Source organism: Kitasatospora sp. NBC_00240, from assembly GCF_026342405.1.
In the GTDB taxonomy this organism is placed as follows: Bacteria; Actinomycetota; Actinomycetes; order Streptomycetales; family Streptomycetaceae; genus Kitasatospora.
Map to the genome: position 1 here is coordinate 9,351,760 of NZ_JAPEMU010000001.1, position 21,469 is coordinate 9,373,228.

Sequence of the window (21,469 nt, forward strand, 5' to 3'; positions counted from 1 at the left end):
GGCGTCGGGCCCGCGAACCGGCGGTTGCATCACGCGCCGATCCCGTGCAAAGTGGCGAACCGCACACTGCGGCAACCCGATCCGCGGGTCCTTCGCGTCCCGCTGCCCGCACCCCGCGGATCGCGGCAACGCCCAAAATGGGCCACGGTACTTCGGGCCGCAGTCGAGCACCTGTCAAAGGCATTAACCCCATTCCTCAACGAGGTTCCCCTTGCCTGTTCGCCGCATACTCGAATTCGCCGCCGTCGCCACGCTCACGTCCTCCGTGGGACTGGCCGGCGCCGACGCCTCCACCGCCTTTGCCGCCGGGTCCCCGTCGCCCGACACCGCGTGGGCGGGGGCCGCCCTGGGCCGTCATCTCGACCTGTGGATGGTCGGTGTACCGAGGACATTCGTCGCCGGCGGGGACGTCCGCGAATTCTCCCTCAGGATCGACAACCGCGCGGGCAACGACTTCGTCGCCCTTCCGCTGCTCGAATTCCGGAGCAGCAGCGGAATTCTGAGCCCCGCGGCCGTCCACGTCGAGTACCAGCCGCTCGGCACCCGCGCCTGGCTGCCCGCCTCCGTGGCCCCCGGCGGCGGCGCCGACGGACGCCCGGACGGCGGCGCGCTGTTCCTGCTGGGCGCCCAGGACCCGGCCGGCCACCCGTCCGACGACGCGCTGCTCGCCGTCAGGAAGTCCAGGAACGTGTCCGTCAAGGTGCGCGCCTCCTTCACCGCCGACGCCCCCCAGGGCCCGGCCGGCGTGGTGCCGGTCCTCTTCTCCACACCGCTCGACGACCGGACCGGGGAGCCGGTGGGCGTCGGGAGCTACGCCTGCGAGTGCGTCATCGGCGCCGGATTCACCATCAAGGCACCCGCCCCCGTCGTCACGTCGAGCCCCAGCCCGAGCCCGAGCCCGGTGAAGTCGACCCCGGCGGCACCCGCTTCGACCCGGCCCGCCGCGAGCCCCAGCCCCAGCCCTACCCCGAGCAGGAGTACGAGCCCCGGCCCGAGCCCGAGCCCGAGCGCGGTGACAACGGCCCCGTCCAGCCCGACACCCAGCACGGTCAAGTCGGCCACCGCAGCCGGGAGTCCGAGCCCGAGCGCGGTCAGGTCCGCCTCATCCGCCGGCCCCGCCCCGGCTTCAGCCACAGCCACAGCCACAGCCACAGCCACAGCCACAGCCACAGCCACAGCCACAGCCACAGCCTCGGCCTCGGCCTCGCCGCAGCCGGTCACCACCCCGATCGACCCCGACCAGTTGCCGATCGCCTTCCCCGTCAGCCTCCCCGCCCTCCCTCCGCTGCAGATCACCCCCGCCGCGGTCGCCAGGGCGAAGGCCACCGCCGACACCCTGGAGCGCGACCTCGCCCAGACCGGCGCCGACGGCAGCACCCTGCTGACGGCAGCCGCCGGCGCCACCGCGCTCGCCCTCGGCACCGGCACCCTGGTGCTGCTGCGCCGCCGCAGGTCCGCGGCCCGGCACGGCTGAACCGCCCCGGCCCGCGCAACCCGCCCCCGTCCCCGTCCGTCCCCGTCCGGCCCCGTCCGGCCCCGCCCCCGTCCCCGTCCGTCCCCGTCCGGCATCGCCCGGAGCGGCCCGGAGCGCACCGCGTGCGGCACCGCATCCGGCACCGCTGCGCCAGCGCGAGGAGCCGCCGTGCTCCGTCGAGGCACCCCCCAGCATCCGACGTAAGGAGAACCGTGTCAGAGCCCGTCTCGTGGAACGCGTTCAGGCCGAACGTGAGCGCGTCCCCCGCCGGAGTTCCTCAGGGGGAGGGCGGGGAGCGCGCCGCCGTCGACCTCCGGGCGTCCGGGCCCGTCCCGGTGCCGGGCGTTCGGCCCGCGTCGGACGGGTCGCCCGGTCGCCCGGGCGAACGGTCGCCCGCCGATGCCGGCGTCGCCGTCCGTACGCCCCCGGGTGTCGCCGTCCGTCCGTCCGAGGGCGGTCAGGTGCTTGAGCCGTCGACCGTCCGCACCCGCCGGGAGGCGATGGTCCTGCGGGCCGTCCTGGCGGCTCCCGAGGACTGTCGGGTGGCCCTGCTGCGTGCCGCACTGGCGGCGGCGCAGCGGGGGGACCCGGGCCCGGGGGCGAGTACGGGCGGGCTGTCCGGCGCCCCGGGCCGCTCCCGCTTCGAGGACGAGGTGGACGAGGTGCGCGCGCGGTTGGTCCGGATCGCCGATCAGGCGTGCCGGCAGGTGGCGACGGCGCTGGGCGAGGCCGCGGGCCGGCGGGAGGACGCGCCGTCACCGCCCCCTTCGGGGCGCGGTGGCTGCCTGCTCTGTGTCGGGCCCGAGGGCGCGACGGGCCTGCGGCCCGGGGCGGCGCGCGGCGCGGCGCTGCCTCCCGGGCCGGCCGCGCAGGCCGACCCGCCCGCAGGCGCAGGCGCAGGCGCAGGCGCGGACGCAGGCACGGAGACGGAGACGGCCAGGGAAGCAGAACCGGGCACGGGCACGGGCGCGGGCACGGGCGCGGGTACGGGGTCGGGGGGCGGGCAGGGGCCGGAGGAGGACACGCTCGTCCTGGGTGTCGTCCGGGCGCCGCTCGCGTCGCCGGTGCGGGAGAGGGTGACCCCGCTGAGGGTCCCGCCGGCGGCCGTGTGGCGGTTGCCGCGACGCGCGACGGTCTGGGTGCTCGCCGCGTCGGCCGCGGCCGGCGCCGTCGTGGCACTGGCGGTGGCTCCGGGGCACGAGGGCGGGGGAAACGGCCGGCGCAGCTTCGGGCCGACGGCCCCGCAGCGGCCCGCAGAGCCTTCTCCGCCCGCCGCGGCGGCCGCGGTGTCGGGTTCGCCGACCGGCGCGGTCCACTCCGATCCCCCCGGTCAGGTGGAGGTGCCGCCCGCGGCGCAGAGCGCCGGTCCCACGGGCGTCGCCGAGACGTCCGTGAGCCCGCGGCCGTCCTCGCCGCCCGCCTCCCGGGGCCCGGCCGCGACGTCCGTGAGCCCGCGGCCGGTGCCGGCGGTCACCGGGCTCCCGCCGGTCGTCCGCGACGCGCCGCCCTCGCCGCGCGCCCCGTCCGTCCCGACGGCGGCGCCGTCCAGCCGGCAGCCGACGTCCTCCCCGAGCAGCGCGCCGCCCGCCCCCTCGCCCTCCTCCGCCGGCACCACGGGGACGCCCCCGCCCGGGAGTTCCCCGCCCGCTGAACGACCCGGGGACCGCTGAAGCCCCCGGGGACCGCCCGGCGCCGGCCGTCCCCGGGCCGGGCGGTTCCGGCGTCGGCGGTTCCCGGGCCGGGCCCCTCGCGGTCGGGCGGTCCCCGGGCCGGGCCCCTCGCGGTCGGGCGGTTCCCGGGCCGGGCGGTTCCGGCGTCGGCCCTCCCCGGGCCGGGCCCCTCGCGGTCGGGGAAGGGGTGTCGGGCTCAGAGCAGGAACGTCACCTGGTCCTTGCACGTGGCGTCGGTGGCGCAGGTCGCGGGGTGGAGCACGAGCACGTCGTCGTCGCTCCCGTCCCGCGCGGCGCCCAGGAGCTGCCCCGTGTCGACGTGTCGCAGGGCGACGTCCTTCCCCCCGAGGGAGACCGTCTGCCATTCCTCCTTGGTGCCGCTGCCGCAGGTGCCCTCCACCGCCGGGCCGGACCCGCTGCCGGGCCGCAGGCACCCGCCGTTGCCCGCGCTGACCACCCGCAGCCGTCCGCCGGACGGACCCGGCCGCAGGTACCAGCGCTGGTCCGTCGTCGACTCGCACGGGACGAAGTAGGGGGCGGAGCCCTCCACGCTCTCGTAGCCCTCCACGCTCACGCAGGACTTCTGCGCCGCGAACCGCAGCTCGACCACCTGGTCACCGGGCTGGCTCGGGGCCGGCGTCGTCCCCGCGGAGATGGTCGCGCTCAGCCCGCCGCCCTTGGCCGCCGGCGCGCGGGAGGCCGCCCCGGTGGTGGCACGCGCACCCGCGGTGGCCCGGCCGGTCGCGGGGCCGCCCGAGGACGTCGGGGCCACGGCGGGCGTGGGGCCGCCCGAGGACGTCGGGGCCACGGCGGGCACGGGGTCGGCCTGGGCCGGCGCGACCACGGGGCTCACGCTCGCTGCGCCGGGCGCCGCCGCGGCCGCCGCCCGCCCGCCGCCGGCCGGCGCAGCCGCGGGGCGGGGGTGGGAGGCCGAGGCCCCCAGGGCGGCCGCGACGACGGCGCCGACCGCGACCGCGGCCACCCCGGCCACCGTCTTCCCAGCCACCGTCTTCCCGGCCACGGCCTTCGCGCCGAGGCCCGCCGGCGGCGCGCCGGCGCCCGCCGCCGCACCGGCCGGCACGGCGCCCCCCGACACCGCCGCCAGGTAGTCGTGCCCGCCGCCCCACGGGAGGAAGGCGGCCAGGCCCACCGCCCGCAGCCGCCGGTTGACGTCCCGCATCTCCTCCACGCAGGACCGGCACCGCTCGCACCCGTCGAGATGCCGTACCAGGCTCCGGGGCTGCCGCTGCTCGGGGCGCCGCACCAGCGCCGCCAGCCGGTCCGCGTAGGCCCGGCACTCCGGCGAGGCGTCGGCCCGGCGCACGTGCGCGCTCAGGTACGCCTCGCGCAGCCCCTCCCGGGCCCGCGAAACCAGCGACGACACCCCACTGGGCGTCAGACCGAGCAGCGGCGCGATCCGCTCGGGCGCCTGCTGCTCGACCACCGCGTGCCACAGCACCGTCCGCCACCGCTCCGGCAGCTCCCCGAACGCGGCCGCCACCAACCGGTGCTCGGCGCCGGCGGCCAGCAATTCGTCGGGGGTCGGCGTCTCGTCCTGCCGGTCCGCCCAGTCGCCGAAGTCGGCCGTGAGCAGGGTCCGGCGCTGCGCCGTGCTCCAGGCGACGGCCGTGTTGCGGACGACGGTGAGCAGGTAGCGCCGCCAGCTCTGGTCCGGGCCGGCGCCGCTGCGGACGGCCTGGAGGGTGAGGGCGAAAGCCTCGCTCGCCAGGTCCTCGGCACCCTCGGCGGTGCGCGTCAGCGTACGGGCGTAGGCGGTGGCCGCACCGTGATGACGCTCGTACAGCTCGGCGACGACGCCCTCCTCCCCGGCCCGCACCCGCGCGGTGAGCCGCTCGTCGCTCTCCGGCGCCTCGGCACCGGCCGGCCGCTGCGCCTGCGGGCCGGCCGGCGGTGTCGGTCCGGACGGCGGTGCTGGTGCGGAGGCCGGTGCGGGTTCCGGAGCCGGGGCACCGGGGTGGTGTGGCGAGGGCGACGGACGGCGCGGCATGGGGGTCCCTGTGACTGGCGGCTTGGACGGGTCGAGGTGTTACGCCCATCCAAGAGGGCCGGGCCGCTGTCCCGTCCCGGTGCGTGGCCGGATCGTTACCTCCGGCCTGCGGACGGGCCCCGAGCGGGCGTTCCCGACTCTCCCCGGGCCGCTTTGGACGGGCCGGTGGGCCGGGCCGCCGACGGTGGGTCACCGATCCGCCGCGCGCGTCTGCGGCGGTGCCGGAGGAACCGTCGCCCCGCCTTCGCCGTCGCCCCGCCGGCCCCCGTCCTTCCCGGGGCGCCGGGCCGGACCCGGGCGGACGGACGCTCCGTCAGTACGTCAGTACGTCAGTACGTCCGGACGGCCCGTCAGCCTGCCCGGACGGCCCGCCCGGTCGGACCGGTGCTCCCCGCGAGGGGCGGCCCCGCCCCGCCGACCCACCCTTGTCAAGGAAGTCTTGACAAGGGTGAGGGTGTCAAGGTTTCCTTGACACATGCCGATCCTGACGCCGTCGACGACGCCCCACCCCGTGCCTGCCCCCGCCCTGCCGGCCCTCGTCCCGCTGACGGTGATCCTGCCGGCCCTCACCGGCCTGTTCGCCGACCGGCTCGGCACACCGGCATCGATCGCCCTGATCGGCGCGGACCTCGCGTTCATCGCCGCCGCCGGCACCCTGGTCGCCCGCCGCAAGGCCGGGACCACGACCGGCGCCACCGGCACGCGCGCCACCGACCGGGCCCGACGCGACCAGGCCCGACGCGACCAGGAGACCCTCGACCGCCTCGAACCCCTGCGCCCCACCACCCCCGGGAGCACCACGCGATGAACGACGAACCACTGCTCGGCCCCGAGGAGATCACCCGGATCCGGGAAGGCATCGCCGCCACCGTCCTCGCCGCCCCCGAAGGCCTGGCCGACTCCCTCGAACACGACCCCGCCGGCTACCTGCGCCTGGTGGACGCCACCCGCGTCGGCGCCGAGGAGAGCAGCCGACTGCTCCGCGAGGCGGTCCAGGGCGCCCGGGCCGCCGGCCACAGCTGGGACACCGTCGGACGCGTCCTGGGAGTCAGCCGCCAGGCCGCCCAGCAACGCTTCACCGACAAGGGCGCGAACGCCGCCCCGCCCCACCCGGCCACCACCGGCCCCCACGACCCCGAACGCCGCATCCTGACCCCGCTCACCGCCTTCAACGAGATGGCCGCCCTCACGGAGGCCGGCCGCGACGGCTGGCACCTGGTCGGCTACGGAGCCTGGTACCACGAGGTCGAAGCCTCCGAACACCCCTGGGAGCACTGCCGCGTCACCCTCGCGGCCCTCGGCCGCCACCGCCGCATGGAGGCGGAGGGCTGGATCCCCGTCGGCGCCGGCTGGTTCCCCTGGCGGTACTACAAGCGCCCCCTGACGCCCACCGGGAAGCAGTAGCCCCGACCCCGACCGCAGGAGCGCCGCCCACCACTTCGTGATGATCATCGATGGAACGCTGGTAGGACTGCGCCCGCTGCGCCCCGAGGACGCGCAGCACCACACCCGGTGGCGCAACGACCCGGACGTGGTGCACCGGGCGGCCGCGGGCGACGCCGGCGCCGGTCCCGGACCCCGGTGCGCACGGTCCCGGACCCCGGTCCGTACGGTCCCGGACCCCGGTCCGTACGGCCCCGGGTCAGGGGAGCACGGCCGCAACCGGCCGCCCTCCGCGGACGTCCGTAGCTCATGACGACGAGGCGATGGCCGCGCCAGGGTGCGGCCGGTGCCCGTACGACCTTGCCGGGGGGGCATGGTGACGCAGGGGACGTCCCGGCACCGGACCGGTCAACCGCAGGACCCTGACCCTGGCCCTGACCCGGATCCGCGGCGGCCCGCGGCCCGGGAGGGGCAGACCCTCCCGGGCGCGCGGCGCCCCGCTGCGCCGTCGCCGGACCGGGCGGTGCGAGCCCCGCGATGCCCCGGCCCGCTCCTGGGCGGAGCGGTCGGAGCGGTCGGAGCGGGCGGAGCAGGCCGCCGGGGGCGGTGGGCGAGGTGATGGACCATTCCGCGCTGGTCCACCGGCTGGACGGCAGGAGCGCCGAGGTCACGGTCAGGAGTTTCTGCCGGGGCGCCGAGCTGGCGCAGCAGCTCCGGGCGGCGGGCCTGTACGGGTACCGCCTGCAGCGCCACGACCCCGGTGTGCTGCCCGGCCTGGCCGGGCCGCGACTGTACCTGGTCCTCGACCCGGACCCGGCCGCCCAGCGGCGGGCCGCCTGGATGCGCCGGCCGGACCTGCGCCCGGGCGCCGTTGCCCCGGTGCGGTGGGGGACGAACCGGGTGGGGGAGTGGCCGCCGGTGTGGATGCCGCCCGGACGCCCCGCCCCCCGACGCTCCGAGCCGGTCCGACCGGTGTGCCGGGCCTGCCGCTCGGGGCCCGGTCGGGGGGCGACCGTCCTTCCCGGTGGCGGCCGGCGGCCCGGACCGGCGCGTGGTGTCAGTCCTCGTCCGGGACGGCCGTCCGTGCGCCGTCCGGATCCGGCGGGGCGGCGCCGTCCGTGGTCGTCGGCATCGCGTGGAGGATCTCGCGGGCCTGTTCCGCGGCGCGGGCGATGCTCTCGGAGACGAAGTCGAGGAAGCGGGCGACGTTTTCGAGGCGGGCGCCGGCGGGGGTGTCGGAGCCGAAGACGCTGACGCCCTGCCGTGCGGTCTCGACGATCTGGGCGGTGGAGCGGGCGCTGGCCATCATCGACTGGTACCAGATGTCGTTGTCGACGATGTAGCGCTCACGGCGGCGTTCGTCGCGTTCCCGGCGGGCCATGCCCTGGCCTTCGAGGAACGTGATCGACTTGGAGACGGACGCCGGGCTGACCTGGAGACGCTGGGTGAGTTCGGCCGAGGTGAGGCTGCCCGTGTCGGAGAGCAGGAGGCCGGTCATCACCCGGGCCGTCATCTGGGGCATGCCCGACTGCATCATGACGGTCGTGAAGACCTCCTCGTACTGGCGCACGGCCTCGGCGTCGCGCCCGTGGGCCTGCGGGAGCGCCTCCGACCCCCGGGGGGCTGCCTGCCTGCGCCGGTGGGCGCGGTGCTCGGTGGCCCGGTGGGCGAGGTCGGCGCGGTAGCCGGTGGGGCCGCCGTTGCGCATCACCTCGCGCGTGATCGTCGAGGTGGGGCGGTCGAGGCGTCTGGCGATCTCGGCGTAGGCGAGGCCGTCGGCCAGTCCCAGCGCGATCTGCTGACGTTCCTGCTGGGTGAGCCTGCCTCCCGGCATCGCGGTCTCCTTCGTCGTCCGTGGTGTCCCCGACTATAGCGTTCACGCTCATTCCATTGCAACGTCTTGATCGGGTTTGTTGCGTTACCCTTGAGGCCATTGCAATGAAATAGTGTCCTCGGCCTGCAGTGAAAGGCGCTGTGCGCAACGAATGCGTTGCCAGATCTATGAACGCAACGTAGCTTTTCCCTCATCGGAAACAGCGGGCCGACGGAGCGCCCGCCACCGACGAAGGAGACGGCGATGCTGAAGTTCGACACCCCCACCTCGATCACCACCGTCCTCGACATCCCGGCCGGGCGGATCCGGTTCATCGCCGCGGACCGGGCGGACAGCACGGTGGAGGTCCTGGCGGCGGACGCCTCGAAGGGGCGGGACGTGAAGGCGGCGGAGCGAATCACCGTCGAGTACGCGGACGGCGTGCTGCGGATCGGGGCCGTGCCGGCGAAGAACCGGATCCTCGGCAACTCCGGGTCGGTGGAGGTGACCGTCCGGCTGCCGGCCGGCTCCCGGGTCGAGGCCAAGGCCGCCGCCGCCGAACTGCGGGGCGTGGGGCGCCTCGGCGAGGTCACCTTCGAGGGCGCGCAGGGCACCGTCAAGCTCGACGAGACCGCCGGCGCCCACCTCACCCTCCAGGCCGGCGACATCACCGTCGGCCGCCTCGGCGGCCCCGCGCGGATCAGCACCCAGCAGGGCCACATCACGATCACCGAGGCGGTCCGCGGCACCGTCGAACTGCGCACCCTGGCCGGTGACATCACGATCGGCGCCGCCCGCGGGGTCGGCGCCGCCCTGGACGCCGGCACCTCCTACGGCCGGATCCACAACGCGTTCCGGAACACCGGCGGCGCCGCCGAGCTGACCGTCCACGCGACCACCGCCCACGGCGACATCACCGCTCGCAGCCTTTGAGCCGGCGGCAGCCGAGTCCACGGCAGCCGAACCCACGGCACCGGAGACCGCGCTGCGGTCTCCGGCAGGGGGCGGGGGCCGGGGTGGGCTTCTCGCGGGCGACCCGGGTCGAGGCCCCCGGCGGTGGTGCGCCGCCGCCTGCTCCTCGGCGCGGTGGCACGGCGCCCCGGGCCGGCCCGGGGCGGGCGGACGTCCGGGTGCTACCCGGGCCCGAGGGCCCGTCGCAGGAGCCGGCCGAGGCCGGATCGGGTGGCCCCGAAGCCCGTCTCGTGGTCCCAGACGTCGGTGCAGCCGGGGCACTGGAGGTGCAGGAGGCTGCCGGTGTTGGAGAGCAGGTAGCGCCAGTGGTCCGCGCAGTTCCGCCCGTCACGGCAGGAGTCGCAGGTCTCGTGCGTGCGGCAGGTCGGGCAGGGCGCCCAGGCGCGCCGGCCGATGTCCGCCTGCGGATCGATGGGGAGCATGTCAGCGCCTCCCGCCGGGCAGTTCGCCGCCACCCACGCGGCCGGCCGGCACCCGCGGGAGCGGCCGACGCCGGTCCGCGCCGGGGCGCGAGGACCCGGCACGGCGCCCCTGCCCCGGGGCGGGGGGCTCGGTGGCACCGGCGGGCTCGTGCGCGGCCGGGGGCGGACCCGCCGGGCCGGAGAAGTTCCAAGACATGAGAGGTTAAGTTAGGCAAGCCTTGCCTTGCTGTCAAGAATTCGCCGACCCCACCCTTTCCCGACCCCACCCTTTCCCGACCCCACCCTTTCCCGACCCCACCCAGGCCCGGCCCCACCCGGGCCCGACCCCGTCCGCTCCCGCCCGAAGGACCGCTCCCGCCCGAAGGGCCGCTCCCGCCCGAGGGGTCGTCACCGCCCGAGGGGTCGTCACCGCCCGGCGGACCGCGGCACCGACCTCCGCCGCCCCGCGTCGCCGTCCCGCGTCGCCGTCCCGCGTCGTAGGCGGTCAAGGCCTCGCGGCGGGTGGGCCTCGCGGCGGGTGGGCCCCGCCCGGGTGCGGGCGGTGGTGCGGCGGGTGTCAGCCGGATGGAGGACCGCGCCGAGTGTCCTGCCCGGTTTCGTTGCATCCGTCCGTAGATAGTGCGGAATGACACGCACCAGAGCGGCCTTGGCTCTCGCCGCCGCCATCATGATCGCCACGTCCCTGCCGAGCACCGCGGGCGCCCTCGCCCTGACCGGCTCCGCCCACGGCGGGCACGCCTGCGTCCGCTCCCCGGAGCCCTCCTCCGGGCCGGCCGCGGCGGTGCTCGACATCGCCCGGCAGAGCAAGGAGCAGTACGGCCTCAACTCGGTGCTCCTCAAGGTCACCGTCGACGGCCACGACCTGATCACCACCGCGCTCGGCGAGTCCATGACGGGCGTGCCGGCCGAGCCGGACATGCACTTCCGGGCCGGTTCGGTGGGCATCGCGTACATGGGCACGGTGCTGCTGCAGCTGGTGGACGAGCACGTGGTGGGCCTCGACGAGCCGATCTCGCGCTGGCTGCCGGACGTGCCGCACGCCGACCGGATCACGCTGCGGATGCTCGGCTCCAGCACCTCGGGCCTGCACGACTACGTCACCGACCCGGCCTTCCTCGCCGAGCTGGAGGCCCACCCGTTCCGCCACTGGACCGACGACGACGTGCTCGCCTACCCCTACAGCCACCCGCTCTGGTACGAGCCGGGCACCAACTGGAGCTACTCGCACGCCAACTTCGTGCTGCTCGGCGAGGCCCTGGAGAAGATCACCGGCACCCCGCTGGACGAGCTGCTGGAGCAGCGCGTGACGGGCCCGCTCGGGCTGCGCAACACGCGGAACAACTTCACCCCCGAGATCCCGGCCCCGGTGCTGCACGCCTTCACCTCGGACCGCGGCATCTACGAGGAGTCCACCTTCTGGAACCCGTCGTGGACGACCGCGCGGGGCGCCGTGATCACCACCGACATCTGCGACCTGGCCCGCTCGGCGCAGGCCATCGGCACCGGTGAACTGCTCTCGCCGGAGGGCTTCCGCACCCAGCTCGACCCGGGCACGGTCGGCCTCGGCGGGCCGACCGACATCTGCCCGCCGACGGTCTGCCTCCACAACACCGAGGCGCTGCACTTCGGCTTCACCGTCCTGGTGGAGAACGGCTGGATCCTCCAGAACCCGTCCTTCTCCGGGTACGCGGCGATCCAGGCCTACCTGCCGTGCGAGCACCTGGCCATCGCCGTCTCCACCACCAAGGGCCCCGACTCGCCGGACGTCAACACGGCCGAGCTGATCGCCGCGCAGATCGCCGCCCGCTTCGCGCCGGACAACCCGATCCCCGCGCCCGCCGGCTGACCGGACGGGCCCTGCGCCGACACCCCGCCCGCCGTCGGCCACCCGCCGCTGTCCCGCCGCCGTCCGCCGCCGTCCGCCGCTGTCCCGCCGCCGTCCGCCGCTGTCCCGCCGCCGTCCGGCGCCGTCCGCCGCAGTCCCGGCGCCGTCCGGCGGCGGGTGGCGGCGGGCGGGGCTGGGCCGGCGGCGCGCTGACTCGCCGCCCGGTCCACCGCTACGCCCAGGTGCCGGCCGCCCGGCTCGCCGTGAGGGATCGGTCCGGTGCCCGCTAGCGGGTGCCGGGGAGGAGTTCGACGCGCAGGCCCCCGCCCTCCTGGAGGACGTAGACCGGATCGGTGTCGTGGCGCCAGCCGACCGGGAACAGGTAGTAGCGGCCGCCGCGGGTGATCAGCAGGCGCAGGCCGACGTAGCGGCAGCGGTAGAGGGTGTCGGACTCGGCCGCCAGGCACTGCTCGTGAAGTTCGGGGTGCGGGCTGAGCTTGAGGCTCTTGGAGCTGAACACCACCACGGCGGGGCGATCCTCGATACGCCGGGCGTCGGCCTCGGCGTCGCTGTGGCCGGTCAGCGCGGCGATCAGGGCGACCGCCCAGAGCAGGAAGACACCGGCGGCCAAAATGGGGACGGCGTGGCGGAACAGCCCGTGCGGCCTCCGCCCGCCGTTGGCCGCCCTGGTCTGTCCGAGCAGCAGACCGGCCGCGATGGTGACCGGGGCGACCCAGCCCCAGCCGTGGAGTTGCAGCGGCCGCCAGAACAGCAGCATGAGTACGCCGGCCAGTAGCACCAGCGCGTGGCAGCGGGCCGTCGCCGCGAAGGCTCCGACGTCGATGGTCGCCAAACGGCCGGGCAGTCGCCGCACCAGGTCCGGCACCTGCATGAGCAGCAGGCCGACCGCGAGCAGGGCGAGCAGCGGAACGGCCATCAGCCGCAGGCTCTGGACCACCAGTTCGGCGAAGGTGAAACCGATCGACAGCGACGAGAGGTGGAAGTAGCCGAAGTACGCGCTGTCGTAGAGCACGCCGGCGTAGAACATCAGCGCCGCGAGGAAGGAGGCCTGCGCGACCACCGACTTGATCAGGCCGACGGGCGTCGCCGAGTCGGTGTCCGCCGTCGGCCGGGTGGGGGCCTCGGTCACGTGCCGGGCGGTGGCGGCTCGCTGCTCTCCCCTACGCCCGGCTCGCTGCTCCCCCCGGTGCCGGGCTCGTCGCTCGGGTCGGGCGAGGGACAGGGCGGCTCGGTCCCGGTGGACGGGGAGGGGACGGGCGGGCAGCCCACCCCGACGGACGGGTTGCCGCCGCCCCCGGGATTGCCCGGGTTGGTCCTCACGTTGGGTGTCGGCAACTGCGAGAACTCGTTCGCCCCCGGTGCCGTCCCACCGCTGCCGCCACCGCCGTCCGTCGTACTGGTCGTTGTCGGTGGCTGGTCCGCCGTGCCGCAGCCGGTCAGTACCGCCGCCAGCATCAGGGCCACCCCGACCGCACCCCGTACCCGTGTCCGCATACGTGCCTCTCCGTCCGCCTCGCTCGACGCTACCGTTGTACACGAAGCGCCCTTGGCAGGCGCGCGTCGGATCCCCCGGGCGGGTCGGCCGAAGGCGTGGACCGGCAGCTCGCCGGGGAGGATCACGGTCACCGGCTCCTCGGCGGCGATCCGGGCGGGCAGCAGGCGCCCGGTGCGAGGTCGACCGGGCTTCCCTCGACGAACTCCGGGGCCGGGCGGTGCCGGCCCTCGGCCTCGAAGCCGGCCGGCAGCCGCGGTGAGGTGAACGCGACGTGCTCGTCGGCCCGGGCTTCCGTGCGGGCCGTCACCCGAAGCCGCGCGGACCGTCCCGGACCGCATCCGCGCCGCCGGGGCCCGCCCGGTGGAGGGTCGACGGCTACCCGTTGCTGCTGCTCACCACGACCGCCTTGCCGGCCGCGCTCGACCGGCACCTGGCCGAGGACCACCGGGCGGGCGACCGGCGGGCCGAGCAGTTCCCGACGGACCGCTTGCGCCCCGACCTGGTCGTCCCCGGCACCGGGCCGTGGGCCGAGGACGGATGGCGCAGGATTCGGGTGGGCGGGGCGGCCCCGCCGCACCGCCCGTACCCGCTCGCTGTCCTGACGGGCCGACCGGCGCGATCGCCGGTCAGCCGCCGGCCGACGGGTGCGGTCGGCTCCGGAACAGCCGCCCGGCGGCCTGCGGGAGCACGATCCACAGGACCCAGCCGTAGGGCGTCAGGAAGAACACCGGGACGGACAGCCCGAAGCCCAGCAGCATCCCGTACAGCACCGGCTCCCCGGCCGAGACCAGTTCGGCGGGGACCTCCGGGTCGCGCAGCCGGCGCGAGGTCATCCGGCGCTCCATGGCGATCACCGCTGCGAGCGCCAGGAACTGCAGCAGCGCGTAGAAGCCGAACCGCAGGCCCACGGTGTCGGTGTCGTCCCCCTCCGTGGTGAGGAGTTTGGTCGCGAACGGGTTGAGCACGATCGTCAGCAGCCAGCACGCGTTGAGCGTACGCAGCCTGGCGTCGGTGCGTTCGGTGTAGCGGAAGATCCGGTTGTGCTGGCCCCAGGCGCCGGCGATCACGGCGAAGCTGATCAGGAAGGCCAGGTAGTGGTCGAGGTTCTCGCGGACCGCGGTCCGCAACGCCGGGACCGTCGGACCCTCGGGTACCGGCAGTTCGAGGGCCAGCAGGGTGATGGCGATCGCCACCACGGCGTCGGAGAAGAAGATCATCCGGTCCGCGGCGCGCTCCTCGTATCTCCGCAGATTCCTCGCCCGCACCGCAGCCTCCTTCGTCGCTGCGGCCCATCCTCGCCGCCGGGCCGACCGTCGCGGGCGCTGCGACACACCATCGGCCCGGGCCGGCTCGCAGGCACCCGCGGCGCCCTCCGCCGCACCGCGGGGGCTCTTCCCCGCACCGCCGGGCAGGACGTCCGCCCGGCCACGGCGCTCGCCCGTTCGGCCGCCCCCGGCCCCGGTCGTGCGCGACCGGGAGAGCCGAACGCGGGTCTCCCACGGCCGTTCCCGCCCCGGCGGCTCCCGCCCGTGGTCGGGCCGCACCGGCCGCACCGGGGCCAGAATCAGCCAGATGGCCCGATTCGGCCCGCGCTGGTCGGGTATGGAGGCAACCGCCCGTCCCTCATCGGTAAGCGATCGCCTCGGAGGCATCCGTGCCCGACATGAACGGCCCCTACAAGCCCGGTACCCCCTGTTGGATCGACCTGATGGTCCCCGACCAGCAGGCCGCCCTCGACTTCTACCGCGATCTGTTCGGCTGGCAGGGGGAGATCGGCCCGCCGGAGACCGGCGGCTACTCGGTCTGCACCCTCAAGGGCAAGCCGGTGGCCGGGATCATGCGCGCCTCCAACCCCGACGGCTCCACCCCCGACCCGATGCCGCCGACGGTGTGGACCACCTACCTGTCCACCGACGGCCTCGACGCCACCGCCAAGACGGTCACCGACGCCGGCGGCACCGTCATGATGGGCCCGATGGACGTCATGGACCTCGGACGGATGGCGGTCGTCGCCGACCCGACCGGCGCCGTCGTCGGCCTCTGGCAGCCGGGGACCTTCGACGGCGCGGGCATCGTCAACGAGCACGGCGCGCTGACCTGGAACGAGCTGAACACCGGCGACACCGACGCCGCCGCCACGTTCTACACGGCCGTGCTGCCGATCACCACGGCCCCGACACAGATGCCGGGCGCCGAGGGGTACACGGAGTTCAAGGTCGCCGACCGCGCGGTCGCCGGGATGATGAACCTCTCCGCCCTGCCGCCCGGGGTGCCGCCGCACTGGCTGTCGTACTTCAGCGTCGACGACGTCGACAGCGTCCAGGACGCCGCCGTCCGGGCCGGCGGCAGCGTCATGGCCCCGGCGTTCGACATGCCGGCCGGGCGGATGGCGGTCCTCGCCGACCCCCAGGGCGGCACCTTCGCGGTGATCACCGCCGCCGGACCGGCGCAGCCCTCCTGACCACCGACGGCCCGCCGCCCCGACCACCGGCCGGGGCGGCGGGCCGTCCCACCGCCGCGTACGGCCGTTCCGGGCCGTCGCGCCGCGTGCCGGGTCGTGCGCGCCACGCGGTCAGTGCCCGGGAGGGCGCGGGCCGGCCGCCGGGCGGGTGAGTCGGTGGAGCACGTGCCGGCGCAGGGGGTGCCCGGCCGGCAGTCGCGGATGGTCGAAGTCCTCGCCCGGGTCGTGCGTCATGCCCAGGCGCTCCATGACGGCACGCGAGCGCAGGTTGCCGACCGCGGTGAAGGAGACGATCTCCGCCAGGTCCAGCGCCTCGAAGCCGAAGCCGACGGCCGCGGTGGCCGCCTCGGTGGCGTACCCGTGCCCCCAGGCCGGCCTGGCGAGCCGCCAGCCGACCTCCACCGCCGGGGTGAAGGCCGCCTCGAACGTCGTCCGCGACAGGCCGGTGAAGCCGATGAAGGCGCCGGTGGAGGCCAGTTCCACCGCCCACCACCCCCAGCCTTCCCGCCGGAGCGCGGCGGCGGCCCGGTCGGCCAGGGCATCACTGGCCGCCCGGTCCAGGGGCGCCGGAAGGTGCGCCATGACCTCGGGGTCGGCGTTCAGTTCGGCGAACGGCTGCGCGTCGGCGGGCCGCCAGGCCCGCAGCACCAGGCGGGAGGTGCGCAGCTCCACCGGCCGCGGGAACTTCACCGGCCGCGGGAACTTCATCGGACCTCCCGAGCGGCAGACGGCACCCTTCCACCGTAGCGAGCCGACGCCGGCCCCGTCGCACGTCCGGCCGGCTCCGGTGTCGAGATCCGGGGCCCGGCCGGGCGGCGGACGACCCGTCAGCCGCCTCCGGGGGCTTGCGTACACTGGCGGGCATGGCATGCCGCATCAGTGAGCTGGTCATCGACTGCGTCGACGCCGAGCGGCTCGCCGCGTTCTGGAGCGAGGTCCTCGGGTACCGGGAACTCGGCCGGGAGGACGACGGGAGCATCGAGATCGGGCCGCCCGACGCCGGGTTCGGCGGCCCGCAGCCCACCCTGGTCCTCAGCCCCGGCGGCGACCCGCGCACCGGCAAGCTCCGGCTGCACATCGACGTCAGCGCCACCGACCGGGACCAGGACGCGGAGTTGGAGCGGCTGCTCGCCCTCGGTGCGCGGCCCGTCGACGTCGGGCAGAGCGGCACCGAGAGCTGGCACGTCCTGGCCGACCCGGAGGGCAACGAATTCTGCCTTCTGCGGGCCCGGGTCCGGCCCCTCTGAGCGCCCGCGGCGGCCCGGGCACGCCGCCGACCCGGCCCCCGGCTCCCGGCTCCCGCAGCCGGTCCCCGGGGCCCCTTATTTCGCGCTACTCGCCCTCCAGTGCCGCCACCAGCTGCGGCAGGTTGCCGCCGGCCGTCGCGAGGGCCAGGTGGTCGTGGTAGTCCCGGCTGTGGACGATCAGGCCGTCGCGCACCCGCAGCACCTGGATGTTTGCGGCCTCGAAGGCCCGCCCGCTCTCCCGGTGGTGCACCTGGTAGTCCCACTCGGCGACGACCACCTCCGGGTCGTCGGTCTCCCGGACCACCACGTTCCTCGCGGTCAGATCCAGCGGCGAGTGCGCGGCGACCTCCGCGAACCGCGCCCGCAGCACGGCCCGCCCCTCCAGCCGGCGCGGCCCCACCGGCTGGAAGACGGTCTCCACCACCGCGTCCTCGGCATAGAGTTCGGCCAGTTCGGCGAACCGTCCCGCGGTGATGCCCGCGAGCAGCTCCAGGAAGACCTCGCGCGACGACAGCGTTTCGGACATGATCAACCTCCGGCAGGATCGTCACCAGAACCGGACTGGCGACTCCGGTAAGAACGATACGGACCGGCGAATCCGGTTGTCCAGGGCGGCCCTCCGGCCGCCGACCGTGAAGGGAAGACAGGCATGACCGGCGACCGACAACGCCCGCTGCGCGCGGACGCGGCCCGCAACCGGGCCAGACTGCTGGACATCGCCACCCAGGAGTTCACCACCCGGGGCGTCGCCGTCACCACCGAGGAGATCGCCCGGGCCGCCGGGGTCGGGGTCGGCACGCTCTTCCGGCACTTCCCGACCAAAGAGGCCCTGCTGGAGGCGGTGATGGTGAGCAGGCTGGAGACACTGGCGGCCCGCACCACACGGCTGGCCGCCGAATCCCGGCCCGCCGACGCCTTCTTCGACTGCTTCCGCCTGGTGGTCGAACAGTCCGCGGGCAAGGACGAGTTCACCCGGGCACTCGCCGCGGCCGGCATGGACGCGCACTCCGCCCTGCGGGAGTCGAGCACGGTGATCAAGGAACAGCTGACCGAACTGCTGGCCGGGGCACAACGGGCCGCAGCGGTCCGCCCCGACCTGGGCCTGCCCGAACTGATCGCCCTGCTGACCGGCACGACCAAGGCGATGGAACAGCTCGCAGCGGACCCGGCGGCCCGGGAGCGGATCCTCGAGGTCGTCCTCGACGGGCTGCGCCCCCGCTGACCGGTCGTCCCGTCCCATCCTCCCGAAGGCGGGTTCCGCGCCGGGCGCCCCCGCACACGCCGGGATGCCGGTGCCGGCACCCGGGGCGGCGCCGGCGCCTCGCGTACGGCGCCTGAGCGTACGGCGCCTGAGCGTACGGCGCCTGAGCGTACGGCGCCTGAGCGTACGGCGCCTGAGCGTACGGCGCCTGAGCGTACGGCGCCTGAGCGTACGGCGCCTGAGCGTACGGCGCCTGAGCGTACGGCGCCTGAGCGTACGGCGCCTGAGCGTACGGCGCCTGAGCGTACGGCGCCTGAGCGTACGGCGCCTGAGCGTACGGCGCCTGAGCGCCCGGCGCCTGAGCGCCCGTCACCGAAGCGCCCGCTGTCCGCGCCCGCCGTCCGTCCCGCCGTCCGTGCCCGCCGGCGGGCGCGCGGGGCACATCCGTGGGAGCGGTGGGGCTTGTCTGGTGGAAGCGCCGGACGGGGTGAGGGATCCGATTTCCCGCACGAAGGCGTAACACCGGGACGGTGGGGGGCAATTCGGAAGAAGTGATGGTCCGGGGCGCTGCATACATTCGAGTCACGACCTTCGGAGGGAAAAAGAAGATGCGTGCTGTTGTGGTGAACGGGACCGGCGGTCCTGGGGCTTTGGTGTCGACAGACCGGGACGTCCCGACTCCCGGCCCGGGCGAGGTACTGATCGACGTGGCGGCGATCGGCGTGAATTACCACGATCTCTACGAGCGGAGCGGACTTTATCCACGACCCGTTCCGTTCGTGCCCGGACTGGAGTGTGCGGGAGTGGTGGCCGCCCTGGGCGCCGGTGTCGACGGCGTCGCGGTGGGGGACCTGGTCGTCACGATGGAGGTGTCGGCACCGGGCGCCTACGCGCAGCACGTCGTGGCACCCGCCGAACGCGTCGTGGCGGTGCCCGCCGGACTGAGCGCCGAGCAGGCCGCCGGGGTGTTCCTGCAGGGCCTCGCCGTCCACTACCTGACCCGGGACAGCCACCCGGTGCGCGCGGGCGAGACGGCCCTGGTGCACGCCGCCGCCGGCGGCGTGGGCCTCCTGCTGACCCAGGTGCTGCGACTGCTGGGCGCCCGCGTGATCGGCACGGTCTCCAACGCGGCCAAGGAGGAGGCGGTCCGCAAGGCGGGCGCGCAGGAGGTCATCCGCTACACCGAGGTCGACTTCGTCGCGGAGGTGGCCCGGCTGACCCAGGGCCGCGGCGTGGACGTGGTCTACGACGGTGTCGGGGTCGCCACCTTCGACGGCAGCGTGGCGTCCCTGCGCATCGGCGGCACCCTGGCACTCTACGGACAGCCCAGCGGCGTGGTCCCCCCGCTGGACATGGGGCCGGGCGCGCGGGGCTCGATCCGGCTGATCCGCCCCACCCTGCCCGACTTCATCACCACCCGCGAGGAACTGCTCACCCGCGCCCAGGAGGTGTTCTCCTGGGTGCACACGGACGGCGTGACCGTCCCGATCGGCGCCACCTACCCGCTGGCGCAGGCCGCCACCGCGCACGCCGACCTCGAGGAGCGCCGCTCGATCGGCAAGCTGCTGCTGATCCCCTGACCGGGCACCGCCCCCGTCGGCTGCGCCCCCGCCGCGGCGCCCGGCTCAGGGGGTGGGGGCGGGGTCCTTGTGCGGCACCTGGGGGAGCCAGCTGACGGCGTCGTCGCGAAAGTGCTGGTTCTCCGGCACGAGGGCGTGCCGGTCGAGGCTCATCAGGGTGACGAAGACCGCGTCCGAGCCGTCGTCCAGTGCGCACAGCCGGCTTCCGCAGGTGGGGCAGAACCCGCGTCCGGCACCGGGGAACTCCGCGTACCAGGTGGGTTCGCCGCCCTCGCCGTCCCAGCTGAAGCCCTTCAGGGGGAACCCCACCCAGGTCATCATCGGGCCGCCGGAGAGCTTCTTGCAGTGGTCGCAGCTGCACACATGGGGGTAGAAGGGCGCGCCGGTGGCGGTGAACCTGATCCCCCCGCAGAGGCAGCCGCCGGTGTGGGTCTGCTGCTGGTCGGTGTCGCTCATCGGTGTGTCCCCCCGGGACCTGGCTCGGTTGTGTGCCCAGCAATATGTCATGCGCCCGGCGGGCGCACCACCGCGGCACGCGGACCGCGGGAGCGCCGCACGGAGCGGGACGGGTCCGCGCCGTGGCCCGCGGCCGGGGCCGGCGGACGTCCGGGCCGGGTGGACCAACCACCCTGCCCGGTACGGTCCTTCGGTCCCGGCCGGCCGGGACCCGGCGGCCGGGGTGCTGCGGGACGGGGAACGGGCGCGGCGCGGCCTTGGACAGGTGCGGGTGCGCCGCGTTCACCCGTTCGTGGCCCGCCGCCCCGCTGCCCCGCCGCCGCCCCGCCGGTGCGCCGCGCACCCACCCTGACGGGGAGGTCGGTGTCGGTGCGCGGTGGTGCGCGGTGGTGCGTGGTGGTGCGGGGTCAGAAGGTGCGTTCGGCGACCCGCACGCGCTTGACGTCCAGCAGGGCGGTGCGCAGCGAGGCGATCGGGAAGGGCGCGCCGGGGGCCTCGAAGCGGTCCTCGAAGGCGGTGTTCTGGTCGGCCATGTAGAGCCAGGTGTAGGCGGTGGTCTCGGGCTCGAAGCGCCAGCTGTCGGCGAGCGGGCCGGTGTCGAGGGTGTCGAAGCCGATCCGGTCGACGAGGGCCGCGGCGGCGGTGTTGGCCGCGGCGTGGTCGCCGGCGATGGGCAGGGCGGTGCGATCGGGGGCGCCGCTGGGGCGGGCGAGCTGGGTGATGTGGTGGGCGAGGATGTTGCCGAACGCCTTCACCAGGTGCGCGCCCTCCAGGTGCTGCTGCACCAGTTCGCTGGTGGTCAGCTTCTCGGAGTCCAGCTCGGGGATCCGGCCGTCGCGGATCGGGTAGTAGTTGCTGGTGTCGAGCACGGTGTGGCCGCGCAGCGGCGCGGCCGGGACGCTGCGGTAGGCGAGGATCGGCACGGCCAGCACGATGAGGTCGGCGTCCTGGGCGATCTGCTCGACGGTGCCGGCGCCGGCCAGCGGGCCGAGCTCGCTGACGAGCGCGGTGAGGGTCTCGGGGCCGCGGGAGTTGGCGATCGCGACCTTGACGTCCGCGGCGACCGCGAGCCTCGCGATGGCCGTACCCATGCTTCCGCTGCCGATGATTCCAAGGGTGGGCATGTCTCGGTTCCTTTTCGTGGGTTGGGACTTGTGGTCATTGGGGTGCCGGCGGGCGGCCCGTCGTGCGGGCGGCCGTGCGGGCGGCCGGGACGACGGATCGGGGCGACGCCCGCCGGCCGCCGGCCGCCGGCCGGCGGCCGGGGCCGGGGCAGGCGGGGCCGGGGCGGCCGGGGGCGCGGTCCGGCGGTGGCGGTGGCCGGGCACCGCCACCGCCCCGGCCACCGTCGAAAGCCGGCCACCGCCCCCGGCCCGGGTCCCGAACTCCGGTCACCGGCACCGGAATTACGAGGTGCGGTGCCCGGACGCCGGGCCCGGCC

General features: G+C 75.6%; 21 protein-coding genes. 9 read left to right on the plus strand and 12 right to left on the minus strand.

Going from position 1 to position 21,469, the window contains the following annotated elements; genetic code table 11:
- The first annotated feature begins 211 nt into the window (after nucleotides 1-211).
- On the plus strand, nucleotides 212-1,474 hold the full coding sequence (locus tag OG689_RS39905) for an LPXTG cell wall anchor domain-containing protein (RefSeq protein ID WP_266316489.1): 1,263 nt from the start codon (nucleotides 212-214) through the stop codon (nucleotides 1,472-1,474).
- 1,330 nt (nucleotides 1,475-2,804) lie between these two features.
- Here OG689_RS39905 and OG689_RS39910 read toward each other — a convergent pair.
- Both OG689_RS39910 and OG689_RS39915 read right to left on the minus strand, forming a co-directional pair.
- Nucleotides 2,805-3,089 (minus strand): hypothetical protein, encoded by a 285-nt coding sequence (locus OG689_RS39910; RefSeq protein ID WP_266316488.1) that lies wholly within the window; start codon nucleotides 3,087-3,089, stop codon nucleotides 2,805-2,807.
- A 251-nt stretch (nucleotides 3,090-3,340) separates the two neighbouring features.
- A complete protein-coding gene (locus tag OG689_RS39915) occupies nucleotides 3,341-5,152 on the minus strand; it encodes a sigma-70 family RNA polymerase sigma factor (RefSeq protein ID WP_266316486.1) in 1,812 nt (603 codons plus the stop codon).
- A gap of 475 nt (nucleotides 5,153-5,627) precedes the next feature.
- On the opposite strand from OG689_RS39915, the gene OG689_RS39920 reads away from it, so the two are divergent.
- Complete coding sequence (locus OG689_RS39920) at nucleotides 5,628-5,960, plus strand: hypothetical protein (protein WP_266316485.1); 333 nt, start codon at nucleotides 5,628-5,630, stop codon at nucleotides 5,958-5,960.
- Nucleotides 5,957-6,556, plus strand: a complete 600-nt coding sequence (locus tag OG689_RS39925) for a hypothetical protein (RefSeq protein WP_266316483.1) — start codon at nucleotides 5,957-5,959, stop codon at nucleotides 6,554-6,556. Before OG689_RS39920 ends, OG689_RS39925 begins: the two co-directional genes overlap by 4 nt.
- Nucleotides 6,557-7,592: 1,036 nt before the next feature.
- On the opposite strand, the gene OG689_RS39930 is transcribed toward OG689_RS39925, so the two are convergent.
- Nucleotides 7,593-8,369 carry a helix-turn-helix domain-containing protein gene (locus OG689_RS39930; RefSeq protein ID WP_266316481.1) on the minus strand — a complete coding sequence of 259 codons (777 nt, stop codon included), beginning with the start codon at nucleotides 8,367-8,369 and terminating at the stop codon, nucleotides 7,593-7,595.
- Between the two features lie 243 nt (nucleotides 8,370-8,612).
- Here OG689_RS39930 and OG689_RS39935 point away from each other — a divergent pair, with 243 nt between their 5' ends.
- Nucleotides 8,613-9,281, plus strand: coding sequence for a DUF4097 family beta strand repeat-containing protein (locus OG689_RS39935; RefSeq protein ID WP_266316479.1), 669 nt, complete (start codon nucleotides 8,613-8,615; stop codon nucleotides 9,279-9,281).
- 200 nt (nucleotides 9,282-9,481) lie between these two features.
- Here the strand turns inward: OG689_RS39935 and OG689_RS39940 are convergent, their stop codons facing one another.
- Nucleotides 9,482-9,742, minus strand: coding sequence for a hypothetical protein (locus OG689_RS39940; protein ID WP_266316478.1), 261 nt, complete (start codon nucleotides 9,740-9,742; stop codon nucleotides 9,482-9,484).
- Between the two features lie 625 nt (nucleotides 9,743-10,367).
- On the opposite strand from OG689_RS39940, the gene OG689_RS39945 reads away from it, so the two are divergent.
- Nucleotides 10,368-11,588, plus strand: coding sequence for a serine hydrolase domain-containing protein (locus OG689_RS39945; RefSeq protein ID WP_266316477.1), 1,221 nt, complete (start codon nucleotides 10,368-10,370; stop codon nucleotides 11,586-11,588).
- A gap of 265 nt (nucleotides 11,589-11,853) precedes the next feature.
- Here the strand turns inward: OG689_RS39945 and OG689_RS39950 are convergent, their stop codons facing one another.
- The 4 genes from OG689_RS39950 to OG689_RS39965 form a co-directional block, all read right to left on the minus strand.
- Nucleotides 11,854-12,717: a hypothetical protein gene (locus OG689_RS39950; RefSeq protein WP_266316476.1), complete on the minus strand. Its 864-nt coding sequence runs from the start codon at nucleotides 12,715-12,717 to the stop codon at nucleotides 11,854-11,856.
- The gene (locus OG689_RS39955; RefSeq protein ID WP_266316474.1) at nucleotides 12,714-13,082 is read right to left on the minus strand and encodes a hypothetical protein; all 369 of its coding nucleotides are present in this window, start codon (nucleotides 13,080-13,082) and stop codon (nucleotides 12,714-12,716) included. The genes OG689_RS39950 and OG689_RS39955 overlap by 4 nt, the downstream gene beginning before the upstream one ends.
- 128 nt (nucleotides 13,083-13,210) lie before the next feature.
- Complete coding sequence (locus OG689_RS39960) at nucleotides 13,211-13,390, minus strand: hypothetical protein (protein WP_266316472.1); 180 nt, start codon at nucleotides 13,388-13,390, stop codon at nucleotides 13,211-13,213.
- Between the two features lie 319 nt (nucleotides 13,391-13,709).
- Nucleotides 13,710-14,348: a TMEM175 family protein gene (locus OG689_RS39965; protein WP_266316471.1), complete on the minus strand. Its 639-nt coding sequence runs from the start codon at nucleotides 14,346-14,348 to the stop codon at nucleotides 13,710-13,712.
- 398 nt (nucleotides 14,349-14,746) lie between these two features.
- Here OG689_RS39965 and OG689_RS39970 point away from each other — a divergent pair, with 398 nt between their 5' ends.
- Nucleotides 14,747-15,544, plus strand: coding sequence for a VOC family protein (locus tag OG689_RS39970; RefSeq protein WP_266326760.1), 798 nt, complete (start codon nucleotides 14,747-14,749; stop codon nucleotides 15,542-15,544).
- Nucleotides 15,545-15,655: 111 nt separating this feature from the next.
- Here the strand turns inward: OG689_RS39970 and OG689_RS39975 are convergent, their stop codons facing one another.
- Nucleotides 15,656-16,252, minus strand: coding sequence for a GNAT family N-acetyltransferase (locus OG689_RS39975; protein WP_266316469.1), 597 nt, complete (start codon nucleotides 16,250-16,252; stop codon nucleotides 15,656-15,658).
- 155 nt (nucleotides 16,253-16,407) lie between these two features.
- Between OG689_RS39975 and OG689_RS39980 the strand changes: the two genes are divergently transcribed.
- Entirely contained in the window at nucleotides 16,408-16,791 is a 384-nt protein-coding gene (locus tag OG689_RS39980; RefSeq protein WP_266316467.1) for a VOC family protein, read from the plus strand.
- An 85-nt stretch (nucleotides 16,792-16,876) separates the two neighbouring features.
- On the opposite strand, the gene OG689_RS39985 is transcribed toward OG689_RS39980, so the two are convergent.
- Nucleotides 16,877-17,317 (minus strand): nuclear transport factor 2 family protein, encoded by a 441-nt coding sequence (locus OG689_RS39985; protein ID WP_266316465.1) that lies wholly within the window; start codon nucleotides 17,315-17,317, stop codon nucleotides 16,877-16,879.
- Nucleotides 17,318-17,440: 123 nt separating this feature from the next.
- Between OG689_RS39985 and OG689_RS39990 the strand changes: the two genes are divergently transcribed.
- Nucleotides 17,441-18,013: a TetR/AcrR family transcriptional regulator gene (locus OG689_RS39990; RefSeq protein ID WP_266316463.1), complete on the plus strand. Its 573-nt coding sequence runs from the start codon at nucleotides 17,441-17,443 to the stop codon at nucleotides 18,011-18,013.
- 632 nt (nucleotides 18,014-18,645) lie between these two features.
- Complete coding sequence (locus OG689_RS39995; protein ID WP_266316461.1) at nucleotides 18,646-19,572, plus strand: quinone oxidoreductase; 927 nt, start codon at nucleotides 18,646-18,648, stop codon at nucleotides 19,570-19,572.
- Nucleotides 19,573-19,617: 45 nt separating this feature from the next.
- Here OG689_RS39995 and OG689_RS40000 read toward each other — a convergent pair whose 3' ends face one another.
- Nucleotides 19,618-20,028, minus strand: a complete 411-nt coding sequence (locus tag OG689_RS40000; RefSeq protein ID WP_266316459.1) for a GFA family protein — start codon at nucleotides 20,026-20,028, stop codon at nucleotides 19,618-19,620.
- 407 nt (nucleotides 20,029-20,435) lie between these two features.
- Entirely contained in the window at nucleotides 20,436-21,374 is a 939-nt protein-coding gene (locus tag OG689_RS40005) for an NAD(P)-binding domain-containing protein (protein ID WP_323189371.1), read from the minus strand.
- Between the last annotated feature and the right edge of the window lie 95 nt (nucleotides 21,375-21,469).